This window comes from Clostridium tertium (assembly GCF_902652255.1).
In the GTDB taxonomy this organism is placed as follows: Bacteria; Bacillota; Clostridia; order Clostridiales; family Clostridiaceae; genus Clostridium; species Clostridium tertium_A.
The window spans coordinates 140,941-156,664 of sequence record NZ_CACRTO010000005.1 but is presented as its reverse complement, the minus strand read 5'-3'; the positions used below and the strand labels follow the sequence as shown (position 1 = coordinate 156,664).

At 27.9% G+C, this 15,724-nt stretch carries 9 protein-coding genes; all 9 read right to left on the bottom strand.

What is annotated here, in order from left to right; translation table 11 throughout:
- Positions 1 to 81: 81 nt before the first annotated feature.
- Positions 82 to 858, bottom strand: coding sequence for a methyltransferase domain-containing protein (locus GPX08_RS00690; protein ID WP_156624402.1), 777 nt, complete (start codon positions 856 to 858; stop codon positions 82 to 84).
- A 165-nt stretch (positions 859 to 1,023) separates the two neighbouring features.
- Positions 1,024 to 4,257, bottom strand: a complete 3,234-nt coding sequence (locus tag GPX08_RS00685) for an FtsX-like permease family protein (protein WP_156624401.1) — start codon at positions 4,255 to 4,257, stop codon at positions 1,024 to 1,026.
- On the bottom strand, positions 4,251 to 4,955 hold the full coding sequence (locus tag GPX08_RS00680; RefSeq protein WP_156624399.1) for an ATP-binding cassette domain-containing protein: 705 nt from the start codon (positions 4,953 to 4,955) through the stop codon (positions 4,251 to 4,253). The genes GPX08_RS00685 and GPX08_RS00680 overlap by 7 nt, the downstream gene beginning before the upstream one ends.
- Positions 4,956 to 4,974: 19 nt before the next feature.
- Positions 4,975 to 5,898 (bottom strand): YegS/Rv2252/BmrU family lipid kinase, encoded by a 924-nt coding sequence (locus GPX08_RS00675; protein ID WP_156624397.1) that lies wholly within the window; start codon positions 5,896 to 5,898, stop codon positions 4,975 to 4,977.
- A gap of 144 nt (positions 5,899 to 6,042) precedes the next feature.
- Complete coding sequence (locus GPX08_RS00670) at positions 6,043 to 7,284, bottom strand: 2-hydroxyglutaryl-CoA dehydratase (RefSeq protein ID WP_156624395.1); 1,242 nt, start codon at positions 7,282 to 7,284, stop codon at positions 6,043 to 6,045.
- 1 nt (position 7,285) lies between these two features.
- Positions 7,286 to 10,201, bottom strand: coding sequence for a 2-hydroxyglutaryl-CoA dehydratase (locus GPX08_RS00665; protein WP_156624393.1), 2,916 nt, complete (start codon positions 10,199 to 10,201; stop codon positions 7,286 to 7,288).
- A 183-nt stretch (positions 10,202 to 10,384) separates the two neighbouring features.
- Positions 10,385 to 11,371: a UDP-glucose 4-epimerase GalE gene (gene galE, locus GPX08_RS00660; RefSeq protein WP_156624391.1), complete on the bottom strand. Its 987-nt coding sequence runs from the start codon at positions 11,369 to 11,371 to the stop codon at positions 10,385 to 10,387.
- 161 nt (positions 11,372 to 11,532) lie between these two features.
- A complete protein-coding gene (locus GPX08_RS00655) occupies positions 11,533 to 13,389 on the bottom strand; it encodes an ATP-binding cassette domain-containing protein (RefSeq protein WP_156624389.1) in 1,857 nt (618 codons plus the stop codon).
- Positions 13,386 to 15,638, bottom strand: coding sequence for an ATP-binding cassette domain-containing protein (locus GPX08_RS00650; RefSeq protein WP_156624387.1), 2,253 nt, complete (start codon positions 15,636 to 15,638; stop codon positions 13,386 to 13,388). The genes GPX08_RS00655 and GPX08_RS00650 overlap by 4 nt, the downstream gene beginning before the upstream one ends.
- Positions 15,639 to 15,724: the final 86 nt, after the last annotated feature.

Genomic DNA, 15,724 nt, shown 5'->3' with positions numbered 1-15,724 from the left:
TATCCACCTTAAAAGTAATTATCCTTTAATTATAACAAAAAGAAGTGATTTTATCCACTTCTTAAACTTTTTGAATCTATACTATTTCTCTCCATAAAACACTAATTTTAAAATCATAATAGAAGAATACTTCAAATCAAAAAAGTCATTATAACTTTTCATCATACTATATAAGCTTTTATCCTTAACTTTTTCGATATCAAAATTATGCCTAAAATTATCTTTTCCTAATACATCGCTATGGTTTATTATAGCTTCAATATCTATATTTTTAAATTTAAGTAATTTAAGCATAGTTAAAATCACTCTACCTATTTCCCTATTGCCATTATTATTTGATTGAAAAGCTGATAATTGATTATTAAGATTGTTTATTAGCTTATTGTCTGGATATGTTAAGCCCCATAATCCACTATCAACGTCTATTATTATTACTTTTCCACCTGGTTTTAATACTCTATAAATCTCTTTTAATGCTTTTTCTGGATATGATAAATGCTGAAATACAAACCTTGCTATAACAACATCAAAATAATTATCAGGAAGTGAAGATCTCATTATATTATCATTAATAAAGCTAACTCTTTCTTTATAATTTTCATGTAAATTTTTATATGCATACTCTAACGCCTCTTGATTATTATCTAATGAAACAACCTCAGAATTCTTAAATTTATCTAATATAATTTGAGTATAGATACCTGGACCACTTCCTACTTCAAGAATTAATGAATTTTCTTGTACTCCTAAAGATTTTAGCACTTTTAATTCTTTATTTACTCCTAATAGTGCCTGTTTCTCAAGTCTTTCAACTTCTTTATCAAAGCTTAACCCTTTTAATATTTCATTATAGGACATCAGTTTCTCCCTTTTTTATTTCTTTCTATAGTATATACAGTAAAGGAATATATGTTAAAATAGTATCTACTGTAGCAATTAATCATTAACAATTAAAAGTTATCAGATAATTAAGATGTGAATAATGATAAAAAGAGGCTGAAATAATCAACCTCTTTTTCTATGTTAATCTACAGATTTTAATGATTCTACCATCTTTACTTTTTTTAGTTTATAGTACATTGAAATATTAACTAATATTGCAAATAGAATAGTTAATATTGCTGAGTATAGGAAACTTGTAAAGTCAATACTCCTGCCAAACATCATATTATCTATTTCAACAGTGAAAATTATAAATCTATGAAGTAAAACACCTAATAATGATCCAAATAATACTCCAAATATGGTTAATATAATATTTTCTCTATAAATGTAAGCTGATACTTCATTATCATAGAAACCTAAAACCTTTATAGTTGCAATTTCTCTTATTCTTTCACTTATATTCACGTTAGTTAAGTTATAAAGTACAACAAAAGCTAAGGCTCCTGCAGATACTATCATTACTAAAACAACATAGTTTAAACTCTTAATTATATTATCAAAGTTTTCTTTTATACTTGTATTAAATGAAACTCCTTTAACTATTTGATTTTCCATTATATCTTTAGAAAACTCTTCCTGATTATCCATATCATTAGCACTTACTATAAGCGAGTTATAATTCGGCTCAGAATTGAATATATCTTTATAATACTTTGGAGATATATAAGCATAGTTAAATGTGTAGTTTTCAGTTATACCTGAGATCTTAAAAGAATATTCCTTGTTATCTACTTTAATCTTTAATTCATCTCCAACTTTTACATTAGTTGAATCTGCTGCTTTTTCTGATAATATAATACCACTATCACTTAGTGTAAGCTCTTCCTTAGATTTTCTATTTTTGAAATTAATAAAGTCTGATACTGTTCTTAAGTTCTCTGGTACAATTATACTTAAGTCCTTATCTCCTTTGTCAGTGGATATTTTAGCATTTTCTGATAGTAACATTAAAGCATCCTTAACTTTATCATTTTCTTTCAATTCTTCACTAAACTCTAATTTTTCTGACTTACTATAGTCTTTATCAATATTAATTGATAAATTATACTTAAAGATATCTCCAAATTGTTTATCTACTATAGTTTCAATAGAGTCTTTAATTCCAAATCCAGTTACTAGTAATGCTGTACAACCTGCAATACCAAATACAGTCATAAAGAATCTCTTTTTATATCTAAATATATTTCTTACTGTAACCTTTCCTATAAAGCTTAATCTCTTCCAGATGAAAGTTATTCTTTCTATCAATATCCTCTTTCCTTCTTTAGGAGCCTTTGGCCTCATTAAATTAGCAGGTGATTCTTTAAGTTCAGCATAACATGCAAATAATGCTGAAAGTGTAGTAACTGCTATTGAAACAACTGTTATTAAAATAGATATAGGAATATTGAATTCTAACTGAACCTTTGGTAAATTATACATTATTCCATATGCATCAAAGATCACTATAGGGAATAATGTAAATCCTATCATAAGACCTACTATACTACCTAAAAATGATGCTGATAATGAATAAATTAAGTATTTAGAAGCAATTTTATTCTTTGAATATCCTAATGCTTTTAAAGTACCAATATTTATTCTTTGTTCATCTACCATTCTTGTCATTGTAGTTAGACATACAAGGGCTGCTACAAGGAAGAAGAACAATGGGAATACTTTTGCAATTTTATCTATACTATCAGCATTATTCTTATAGTCAACATAAGAATAATGACTATTTCTATCTAATACTATCCAGCTAGGCTCTTGTATATTTTTAATTTCTCCTTCTGCTTTGTTTAACTTAGCCTCGGCAGCAGCTATTTCTTTATCAAATTTTTCTTTTCCAGCTTCATATTCCTTTTTGCCTTTAGCTAATTCTTCTTTTCCCTTAGCTAACTCTTCTTTGGATGCCCTAAATTGAGCTTCTGCTACCTTTTTTCCCTCTTCAAGTTTAATTTTACTTTCTCTTAAGGTTCTTTCAGCATCTTTTAATTGTTGTTCTCTTTCTTTTAATTCCTTTTCAGCTTTTTGCAACTGATTCTCACCGGAAGTAATCTCATTATTTATATATGTTATACCATTATTTAATTCATCTCTTGTTTTAATTAAGACATTAAGCTCTTGAGTAATTACATTTTTTTCTGCTTCTGTTATATTAGGTTTTTTAAGTGCATCTTCTTTTTCTTTTATTCTAGCATTTAAATTAACCATAGTATCTTCTAGAGTTTTTAAAGTAATTTTAGCAGTATTTATTTGCTCTTCTGCCTTCACTTTCTCATCTTCAAAAGTCTTCTTACCACTTTCTAATGCTACTTTACCATCATTAATCTTATATTCACCTAAAGCAATTTCATTTTCAGCTTGAATAATACTAAGTTTATAATCAGTTTCTCTTTTTAAAATCTCAGCATCACCGTTTTTTAATGCTTCCTCTGAATCTTCTATCTGCTTTTTTGCATTATCAAGATCTTCCTGACCTTTTAACTTTTGTTTTTCAAATTCCTCTTTACTTTCATTAAGCTTTTTATTAGCTTCATTAAGTATTTCTTCATATCTTAAATCTGCTCTTTCATTACCTAACATTTCGATAGATGGTTTAATTTTTTCTATTTCTTTAAAATAATTTTTAGAATATGAGTTTAATTCTTTCACATTATCTATAGTTAAATATACTTCAGTGTAAACTGGTAATTTAAAGTTTTCATTTGGAATCACAATAAAGCTAGAAATTTTTCCACTTCCGATATTAGATGTACCTTTTTCATAAGATAAATAATTAGGTGTTTGTACTTTACCCACAATTTCATACTCAGTGACTTCTAAACTTTCACCTAAATCTTCATTAGTTCCTGATTCAAGCTTAATTTTACTTCCTATAGCAAGGTTTAAATCATCAACATTTCCTGCTTCAACTACACATTCGTTTTTATTTTCTGGGAACCTACCTTCAATTAATCTATATTGATTAACATAACCATCTTTATTCAACGGCATTCCCATAACTTTTAATACAATATCAGATGTATCTACCATAGTTATAGCATCTAAAGAATAGGTTGGATAAATATCCTGCACTCCATCGACCTTTTCTATTTCTTCTACATCTTCATCAGTAAAACCTAAGGTTGAATATAATGTTAAATCCATAAAATTATAATCATCATAATATTTATCTGCAGTATTTTTCATATCTATAGGAGCAACTTTAATTCCAGAAAAGAAAGCAACCCCTAAGGCAATAATTGCAAATATAGAAAGGAATCTTCCTTTTGATTTTTTTATGTCCTTAAGAACATCTTTCATAAATGCATTTTTCATATTTACCATTCAATCCTTTCTACTGGAAGAGGATTATCATTTAATGTTATGCTTTCTATCTTACCATTTTTAACCTTTATAACTTTATCTCCCATAGGTGTTAGGGCTAAGTTATGTGTTATTATTACTACAGTCATATTATATTTTTTACATGTATCTTGAAGAAGTTTAAGTATAGCCTTTCCTGTATTATAATCAAGTGCTCCTGTTGGTTCATCGCATAATAATAATTTAGGATTCTTAGCTAAAGCTCTAGCAATAGCTACACGTTGCTGTTCTCCTCCAGATAGCTGAGCAGGAAAATTATCTTTTCTTCCTTCTAAACCTACTGCTTTTAATATTTCTGCTGGATCTAATGGATCCTTGCAGATTTGAGTAGCTAATTCTACATTCTCTAAAGCAGTTAAGTTTTGAACTAGATTATAGAACTGAAAAACGAATCCAATATCAAATCTTCTATAAGAAATTAAATCCTTTTCTGAGTAATTACTTATTATATTATCATCTACAATAATTTCACCACTTGATAATGTATCCATTCCCCCTAAAATATTTAAAATAGTACTTTTCCCTGCACCACTAGCTCCAGCTACTATTACAAACTCACCTTTTTCTATCGAAAAAGAAACTCCTGCTAAAGCTGTGATATCAACTTCCCCCATTTTATAAACTTTTTTAACATCATTAAATTCAATAAAGCTACTCAAATTATATCCCTCTCTTTTTCTAATTTTTACTTGGTGCTAAAAATTCTATTGCATTTTCTATTACTGAAATATTAACATTATTTTTTTCAAATATTTCACCATCAATACAAGTAATAAATTTATCTTCTGATTTTATATTTATTGTTTTACATTTTTTATATATGAAGTAATCCTTAAGCTCTTCATTATGTAAATGTTCGCCAGTCTTGTAAACTCCAATTAAATTAATTAACTTTAGTCTTGATACCTTTTTAATAATACATAAATCTATTAAACCGTCATTTATTTCTGCTAAAGGAGCCCCTTTATAGCCTCCTCCATATGTAATACCATTAGCTACAACACATAATAAAAATTCACCTTTAATTATTTCACTATTGTCTATAGTTATTTCTAAGCTACTAGTCATTTTATGAAGTAATGAATAGAAAACTGATAAAGTATATGCACCTTGTCCACTAACTAGTGGTAACTTTTTGAACTTATTCATATTCTCCGCCACTTTTGCATCAAAACCAATATTACAGAGATTAATTGCATAAGTATCATTTATCTTTATTAAATCAATTTTATTAGATGAAAAAGTAAGCTGCTTATCTATATCATAAAATCCTATAGATTGTTCAAAATTATTTATAAAATCATTACCTGTTCCATATGGAATAACTGAAACACTTGCATTATTGTATCCTATTAGGCCGTTTATTACCTCATTTAATGTACCATCTCCACCACAGGCATAAATCCTTATATTTTCATTCTTTTCTTTATTACAAATAGATTTAGTATATTCTTCTGCATCATTTCTTCCCTTAGTAATATATATATTATATTCCTCTTCAGAATCTTTAAAAGCAGTTTTTATTTGATTTGTTACCTCTTTAGAAACATCAGATTTACCTGCCTTTGGATTTATTATAAAGTAATGTTTAAATTTTGCCATAAAAACTACCTTTCTTAATTTCTATTATTTAAAATAAGTATACTATATTAGTTGTATTTTAGCATTAATAATATTATTAAGAAATAATAGCCATATCTATAATAATAACTTATAGATATAGCTTATTTGTAAATAGTATTTTAATTATAAGTAAATATTTAGGTTTGCATTTGACAACATTAATTTAATTCTATTTTCTTGATTTATTTTAGATTGTGAAGGATCATAGTCTATTACAACAATATTAGCATTTGGATGTTTGTCCATAATTTTTCTAATTGCACCTCTTCCTACAATGTGGTTTGGTAAACATCCAAAAGGTTCTGCACAAATTATATTATTTGCTCCTTGTTTTATTAATTCGATCATATTACTAACAAGTAGCCAACCTTCACCCATTTTAACTCCATAACCAATATACTCATCTGCCATTTTTCTTACCTTTTCAAAGCTTTCAGGTGCATCAAATTTAGAATGACTTTGTATTATATTATTAATTTTACTTTGTTGTCTTAGAATAAATTTATATGCATATTTAGATATTATTGCTTTAAACTTACTTTTGTTATATAGCTTATTATCTACAATTGAATTTATTAAACAATAGTTTATAAAGTCCAATAAACCTGATTGAACAACTTCAGCATTTTCATTAATTAGAAATTCTTCAAGATGATTATTCCCCATTCTTGAATATTTCATATATATTTCACCAACAATACCTACTTTAATTTTTTCGGTTTTATTAATTGAAATTTCGTTGAATGAATTTACAATATGCTTTGCTATTTTGCTTACTTTAAAACAATTTGTAATAGTTAAGCTATCATTTAAATATCTTATTTCTTTATCTAAAACCATATCTGTTTCATTTTTATTTACTTCATACGGTTTAACCTTATTATATAAATACATAATTAAATCGCTGTATAATATCCCATAAAGAGCCTTAATTATTAATGTGGGACTTAATTTTAGACCTGGATGATTTTCAATTCCAGAAACACTTAGCCCAATGGCTGGAACATCCTTAAAACCACTATTCTCTAATGCCTTTCGTATTAGGTGGATATAATTAGAAGCTCTACAACCTCCACCTGTTTGTGTCATTAACACAGCAGTTTTATTTAAATCATATTTACCACTTTTTAATGCAGAAATAAATTGGCCTATAACTATCATAGCAGGATAACAAATATCATTATTTGCATATCTTAATCCCTCTTCAATTATATCATCTACATCATTTTCTAAAAATTCGATATTAAACCCATTATCTTTTAACATCTTATCTAAAACCTTAAAATGTATAGGTAACATATTAGGTACTAATATCTTATAATCTCTCTTCATTTCTTTAGTAAAGACTTTATAATCGTAACTCATTTTAGTTCCCCTTCTTAATAGCCTCAACCATACTTCTAATTCTGATTTTAGCTGCCCCTAAATTATTAGTTTCATCAATTTTTAGTTGTGTGTATATCTTACCTTTTTCTTCTAATATTCTCCTAACTTCATCAGCTGTTATTGCATCAGTTCCACAGCCAAATGAAACTAATTGAACTAATTGCATATCTGTATTAGTACTAACATACTCAGCTGCGTTAAATAATCTTGCTTGATACGTCCATTGATTTAACACCTTTATTTCTGATGGCTTATAGTTATAAGGAATACTGTCTTCAGTTATTATCACTAAATTTAAAGAATTCATCATTTTATTTATGCCATGATTAATTTCTTTATCTATATGATAAGGCCTACCAGCTAAAACTATTGTTAATAAATCATTTTGTTTAGCATATTCTATAGCTTCCTTACCTTTCAAAATTATATCTTCTTTAAAATTCTTATATTCATTAATTCCTTTTACAAGGGCATTTCTAACTTCCTTCTTAGTTATCCATGTAAAAGTTGATTTAAGGCTATTATATAAATTAGCACTGGTACTTTTAATTGAATTCAAATCTAAATAAGGATATAGAAAATTAACATTTTTTAATAAGGCTATATTATTTTTTAAAACCTCTGGATAATAAGCAACTACTGGACAGTTAAAATTATTATCTGAAATACCTTCATCAAAATTAAAGGTCATACATGGATAAAAAATATTCTTTACTCCTTTATCCAATAAATTTTCTATATGCCCATGAGAAATCTTTGCTGGATAACAAGCTGTATCTGAAGGTATAGTATGTTGCCCTTTTAAATATAAACCTTTAGTTGAATGATCTGATAAAACAACCTTAATACCTAACTCATTAAAGAATGTTACGAATACTGGTAAGTTCTCATACATATTTAGTACCATAGGAATACCTATTACACCTTTTTCGCCATGATTGTTCTCATACTCCATTATTTTATTATATTTATACTCATACAAATCAGGATTTGAATTTTTATTATTTCTTCCCAAAGGTCTAGAACATCTGTTACCTGAAATAAATTTCTTTTCTCCACTAAATTGATTAATAGTTAAATTGCAATTATTAGTGCATAAACCACATTTTGAAGCTCTAGATTTATGAGTAAAAGTTTTTAGATTATTAAGATCAATAATTTGAGATTCATTCTTTTTATTTTTCTTAGCATAAATTGCAGCTCCATAAGCACCCATTAAACCAGAAATATTAGATCTAATAACATTTTGATTTAACTCTTTTTCCAAACTTCTTAGTATAGCGTCATTGCACAAAGTGCCGCCTTGTACTATTATATTTTTGCCCAGGTTATTTTTTCTAATAACCTTATATAATGCATTTTTAACTACACTTATTGATAATCCAGCAGATACATCATTAATAGATGCACCATCTCTTTGCGCTTGCTTAACAGATGAATTCATAAATACAGTACATCTTGATCCTAAGTCTGCAGGATGCTTAGAATATAAACCAAGCTTAGAGAAGGTTTCTACATCATATCCCATAGCCTTAGCAAAAGTTTCTATAAAAGATCCGCATCCTGAAGAACAAGCTTCGTTCAGTATAATACTTTTTATTGAATCATTTTCTATTTCAAAGCATTTTATATCTTGTCCACCAATATCTAAAATAAAATCTACATTTGGATTAAATTTCTTTGCCGCAATAAAGTGAGCTAGTGTCTCAACAATCCCGTAATCTACACCAAAAGCTTTTTTTAATAGTTCCTCTCCATATCCAGTTACAGCGCTTGATTTTATCTTTATGTTTTCACCATATTTATTATATATATCTAGCAATTCTCTTTTTACCACTTCAACAGGATTACCTTCATTATGTCCATAATATTGATGTAAAATTTGTAATTCATCATCTATAAGAACTAGCTTAGTAGTTGTACTCCCTGCATCTATGCCTAAATACACGTTTCCTTTATAATCTTCAATATTTTTAATTGTCACTTTCGCTTTGTTATGCCTATCTAAAAAACTAATATATTCCTCCTCAGTGGTAAAAAGAGGTGGAATTTCTTTTTTAACTTCTCTGCTCTTACTATTACAATTAGTAATTTTATTAATTAATTCTTCATATGTATATGTAACTTTCTCATTATTAGAAAATATAGCAGCTCCTTTAGCTACAAAAACTTCTGCATCTTTTGCATCTATGTTTTGACTTAAATTAAGTTTTTTTGAAAACATTTCTCTTAAGCCCTTATAAAAATGCAAAGGTCCTCCTAAAAATAGAACTTTACCTTCTATCATTCTTCCTTGAGCAAGACCACCAATTGTTTGATTAATAACAGCTTCATATATGCTAGCAGCTATATCAGCTTTATTTGCACCTTGATTTAATAAAGGTTGTATATCTGATTTAGCAAAAACACCACATCTCGATGCTATAGGATATATATTTTTATGCTGGAAACTCAATCTATCTAATTCTTCAACTGAAATCCCCATTAGGCTAGCCATCTGGTCAATAAAAGCTCCAGTTCCTCCTGCACAACTAGAATTCATTCTTTCTTCCAAGCCATTAGTTAAATATATAATTTTAGCATCCTCTCCGCCTAATTCTATAACTACATCTATGTCATTAAAGAGTTTTTTTACACCAATAGTTGTTGCAAAAACTTCTTGAACAAAGGAAATACTAGAATCAATGGATACCCCATAGCCAGATGATCCAGTAATAGCTACTTTTACTTTATAACCTTCAAGTATATTTTTAACATTTTCTATTTCTTCTATTATTGTTTCTTTTACTTTTGTTAAATGTCTTCTATAACTTTTATAAATAACGTTATTACTATCATCTAATATTACTAATTTTACTGTTGTTGAACCTGCATCTATACCAAGTTTATATATCAATTAAATTACCTCCAAGCCCCTAAAAAATCAAAAATAATGTTTAATTTTACATTCTAAATTATATGTTGGTAGACTTTAATTATTTTAAATTTAAACATAAATACAATTAAGATGAGACAATATATATTATTGCCTCACCTTAACAATTACTTCATTTTTATTTATATATATTTAAAAATAAACTTAATCATTAAATCCTTTTGGATTATTCTTATGCCATTTCCATGCTGATGCAATAATATCCTCTACATTTGTAAATTCTGCTTCCCATCTTAAAATCTCTCTAGCTTTTTCTGCAGATGCAATTAATCTAGCTGGATCTCCAGCTCTTCTTTCACAAACTTTAGCAGGTATTTCATGACCAGTTACTTTTCTTGCTGCATCTATCATTTCTTTAACAGAGAAACCACTTCCATTACCTAAATTGAATATGTTGCTTTTATCTTCTTTTCTTAAATATTCAATTGCTTTAATATGGGCATTAGCTAAATCTACAACGTGAATATAATCTCTAATGCATGTACCATCTTCTGTATCATAGTCTTCACCAAAAATAGATATAAATTCCCTTTTTCCAAGTGGAACTTGAAGTATTAAAGGAATTAAATGAGTTTCAGGACTATGATCTTCTCCTATATTACCACTTTCATGTGCTCCAGCAACATTAAAGTATCTAAGAGAAACATACTTTACATTATGAGCTATATCAGCCCACTTCATCATTTTTTCCATAGCTAATTTAGTTTCTCCATAAGCATTAGTTGGTTCTGTTTTATCTGTTTCTACTATTGGCATTTTTGTAGCTTCTCCATAAGTTGCTGCTGTTGAAGAAAATACTATTCTTTTAACATCATTTTTCACCATAACTTTTAATAAAACTTCTGTACCATGTACGTTATTATTATAATATTTTAAAGGATTAGTCATACTTTCTCCTACTAATGAATTAGCAGCAAAATGTATAACTTCTTTAATTTTATTTTCTTTAAATACCTTGTCTAATTCTTCTTCATTCCTAATATCTACTTTATAAAATTTTGCCTTAGAGTGAACTGCTTCTATATGTCCTGTTTCTAGATTATCTACGACAACTACGTCTTCCCCCTTATCAATTAATTGATAAACTGCATGGCTGCCGATATATCCTGCACCACCACATACTAATATCATTACTTAATACCTCCAAAATCCATCTTACAATTAATACAAATTTAATTTTTATATAATGCTATCATAACATTTACTTATATTGTAACCTTATTTTTTAATAACATCAAAGATTTATTAAAATAAAGAAGCCATATTATATATAGCCTCTTTATAAAAGTTAATTAGGAATTACTTGCTTGTTCAAATTGGCTATTATAAAGACTAGCATAGAACCCATTCTTACTTAATAATTCATTATGGTTTCCTTGTTCTACTATATCTCCATCCTTCATAACTAATATTAAATCAGCATCTTTAATAGTAGATAATCTATGAGCTATTATAAAGCTAGTTCTTCCCTTCATTAAATTATCCATAGCCTTTTGAATTAATACTTCAGTTCTAGTATCAACTGAACTTGTTGCTTCATCTAAAATTAGAATCTTAGGATCTGCTAATATGGCACGAGCAATAGTTAATAATTGTTTTTGTCCTTGAGATACATTGCTTGCATCTTCATTTAGTTCCATATTATATCCATCAGGTAATGTCTTAACAAAATGATGTACATGTGCTGCTTTTGCTGCATTAATTACATCTTCATCGCTTGCATTTAAATTACCATAACGAATATTTTCCATTATAGATCCATTAAATAACCATGTATCTTGAAGAACCATTCCAAATGCTTTTCTTAAATCACTTCTCTTAAATTCATTGATATTATAATCATCTACTAAGATTTCTCCTGAATTTAATTCATAGAATCTCATTAATAATTTTACTATAGTTGTTTTACCTGCACCTGTAGGACCAACAATTGCTATTCTTTGTCCTGGCTTTATATTACTAGAAAAATCATTAATTATAATCTTATCTTCATTATATCCAAAGTGAACATTTTTAAATGTTACTTCACCCTTTAATTCTTCTATATCTATAGGACTTGAATTAATATCAGATTCTTCTTCCTCATCAAGGAATTCAAAAACTCTTTCTGCTGCTGCTGCAGTTGATTGTAATACATTCGCAATTTGTGCAGCTTGAGCTATAGGTTGGTTAAATGATCTAATATATTGAATGAAAGATTGAATATCTCCAACTTCTATTGACTTCTTAGCTGCTAGATATCCTCCTAATATAGTAACAATAACATAACCTATATTTCCTATAAAAGTCATTATAGGCATCATCATTCCTGATAAGAATTGTGATTTCCAAGCAGAATTATATAGAGTATCATTTAATTCATTAAACTCTTCAACAGATTTTTCTTCACCATTGAAAGCTTTAACTATAGTATGACCACTATATATTTCTTCAACATGTCCATTTACATGACCTAAATAAGATTGTTGTTCTTTAAAATACTTTTGAGATTTTTTAACTACAACTGATATTAATAGTCCTGATAATGGAACAACAATTATAGCTGCTAAGGTCATAGTTACACTTATAGATAACATCATTATAAGAACACCAATCAAAGTTGTAATAGATGTAAATATTTGAGATAAACTTTGATTTAATGTATTACTTACAGTATCAACATCATTAGTCACTCTTGATAAAACCTCACCATGTGTCATCTTATCAAAATATTTTAATGGCATTTTATTTATTTTTAATGAAATTTCTTTTCTAAGATTATAAGAAACCTTTTGTGCAACTCCTGACATTATAAAATTTTGTATAAATGAGAATGCTGCACTAATTACATATAATACTATAAGTATTACAATTAAATTTCCTATATAAGTAAAGTCTATTCCAGTTCCGCTTCCAGAAATCTTACTTACTAATCCTTCAAATAATTTAGTAGTTGCTTTACCTAAAACTTTTGGACCAATTATTGAAAAGGCAGCACTACCGACAGCAAATATTAAAACAATAACAATTGCTAATCTAAATGGCTTTAAATAATCTAGTAGTTTCTTTAAAGTTCCTTTGAAATCCTTAGCCTTTGCACCACCTAAATGCATTCCACCCATAGGTCCACCGAAACCACCATGTCTTTTATTATCTACTTTATTACTCATGACATTAGTTCCTCCTTTGAAAGTTGTGATAAGGCTATTTGATTATATACTTCACAGTTTTTTAATAGTTCTTTATGTGTTCCTATTCCAACAACATTGCCTTCATCTAAAACTATGATTTGATTAGCATCTTTAATAGTACTAATTCTTTGCGCTACTATTATCATAGTTGCATCCTTAATATTATCTTTGATTGCCTTTCTTAAAGCTGCATCTGTCTTAAAGTCTAGTGCTGAGAAACTATCATCAAATATATATACTTCTGGTTTTTTAACTAAAGCTCTTGCAATAGATAATCTTTGCTTTTGACCACCAGAAACATTTGTACCACCTTGAGATATTTCTGTATCATACTTTTCTGGCTTATTTTCAATAAATTCTAATGCTTGAGCTATCTTTGAAGCTTCTTCAACATCTTCAAGTGTAGCATTAGGAACTCCATATTTTAAATTACTTTCAATTGTTCCTGAGAAAAGAACTCCTTTTTGAGGAATATATCCAAGTTTATCCCTTAATTCCTTTTGATCTACATCCCTAATATCAACTCCATCAACTAATATCTCGCCCTTAGTTACATCATAGAATCTTGGAATTAAATTTATTAACGTAGATTTACCACTACCTGTACTACCTATAATAGCAGTAGTTTCTCCTGGTCTTGCAGTGAAGCTTATATCATTTAGAATATAATCTTCAGCACCTGGATACTTGAAACTTACATTTCTATATTCAACAACACCTTTTTCTTCTTTTCTAAATCTCTTCTTTTCCTTCTTATCTTTAATAGATAATTCTGTATCTAAAACTTCACTAATACGTTGTGCTGAAACAGAAGCACGTGGTAACATTATTGAAATCATTGAAATCATAAGGAATGACATTATAATTTGCATTGCATATTGCATAAACGCCATCATATCTCCAACTTGCATATTACCCATATCAACTTGATGAGAGCCTATCCATACTATAAGTAAAGTTAATCCATTCATTATTAACATCATAGCAGGCATCATTGAAGCCATTAATCTATTAACAAATAAATTAGTTTTAGTTAAATCATTATTAGCTTTATCAAATCTTTCTTCTTCATGCTTTTCAGTACTGAAAGCTCTGATTACAAGCATTCCTGTTAAACTTTCCCTTGTAACTAAATTTAATTTATCAATAAGCTTTTGTACTGATTTAAATTTAGGCATTGCAAAACTAAATAGAACAGCAACTAATATAGATATTAATATAACGCCAAGAGCTATTGTCCAAGTCATATTAGTATTAGTCTTTAGAACTTTAAGAATACCACCTATTCCCAATATCGGAGCATAGAATACTATTCTAAAAAGCATAACCAAAAGCATTTGTATTTGTTGTATATCATTAGTACTACGTGTAATTAATGAAGCAGTTGAAAACTTATCAAATTCAGTGTTTGAGAAGCTAGTTACCTTCTTAAACACATCTCCTCTTAATGATTTACTTACTCCAGCTGCTATTCTAGCTGATAACAATCCAACTATTACTGCTGCAGTCATACTAATTAATGCTATACTTAGCATCTTAATACCTGCTAAGATAATATACTTAGTTTGAAGTGAATCTACATTAATTCCTATTGTTGTATATTCATTCTTTACATATGAAACAGAGCCTTGTTGAATAATGCTATCTTGCATTCCATTAAATTTATCATTAATACCATCTACTATTTCATTTAGCTTATCTTTAGGTAAGCTTCTAAATAACATAAATGGGTCTTTAATTTCTTGCATACCTGGCATTTGAGGTATACTCTCATTCATAAAGCTTCCTTTTAATTCTTCATCAAAGGTTCCAGTATTAATTCCATAAACTATTACTTCAGGTTTTGCAAAAATATCTTTCATTTTCGCTATATCATCTTTATTTTTTGTATTAAGTTTATATAATTCCTCTTCCTCTAATAAAGGATACTTTGATAAATAATCTTCTTTTTCTTTAGTTTCTAGATTATTTATATTTAATAAAGTATAATTTTCTTTAACAAAGTTTGAATCTTCTTCTTTCATAAATAAAAACAGATTATCCATTTCTGTTTTTCTAATTACTTCAGGAACTGAATTTTCAATCCCACCTTGCTGAATACCAACATTAACAATGTTAGACATGTAATCTGGTAAAGATAGTTCACTAATTGCTTGAACAAACAGCAAAACAATAACAGCAAAGATAGAGACTAAAAAGGGTTTTAAGTATCTTGTTAACTTTATCATATAATCTTCGTCTCCTCTCATTTATGCTTTTAAATTAATATGACTATATTAATTATATTTTTATAACTATTATATGTCAATAACAA

What these genes read in the sequence shown, in the direction of transcription:
- GPX08_RS00690 (WP_156624402.1), bottom strand. Translation starts at nt 858, where the DNA reads ATGTCCTATAATGAAATATTAAAAGGGTTAAGCTTTGATAAAGAAGTT.
- GPX08_RS00685 (WP_156624401.1), bottom strand. Translation starts at nt 4,257, where the DNA reads ATGGTAAATATGAAAAATGCATTTATGAAAGATGTTCTTAAGGACATA.
- GPX08_RS00675 (WP_156624397.1), bottom strand. Translation starts at nt 5,898, where the DNA reads ATGGCAAAATTTAAACATTACTTTATAATAAATCCAAAGGCAGGTAAA.
- GPX08_RS00670 (WP_156624395.1), bottom strand. Translation starts at nt 7,284, where the DNA reads ATGAGTTACGATTATAAAGTCTTTACTAAAGAAATGAAGAGAGATTAT.
- galE (WP_156624391.1), bottom strand. Translation starts at nt 11,371, where the DNA reads ATGATATTAGTATGTGGTGGTGCAGGATATATCGGCAGCCATGCAGTT.
- GPX08_RS00655 (WP_156624389.1), bottom strand. Translation starts at nt 13,389, where the DNA reads ATGAGTAATAAAGTAGATAATAAAAGACATGGTGGTTTCGGTGGACCT.
- GPX08_RS00650 (WP_156624387.1), bottom strand. Translation starts at nt 15,638, where the DNA reads ATGATAAAGTTAACAAGATACTTAAAACCCTTTTTAGTCTCTATCTTT.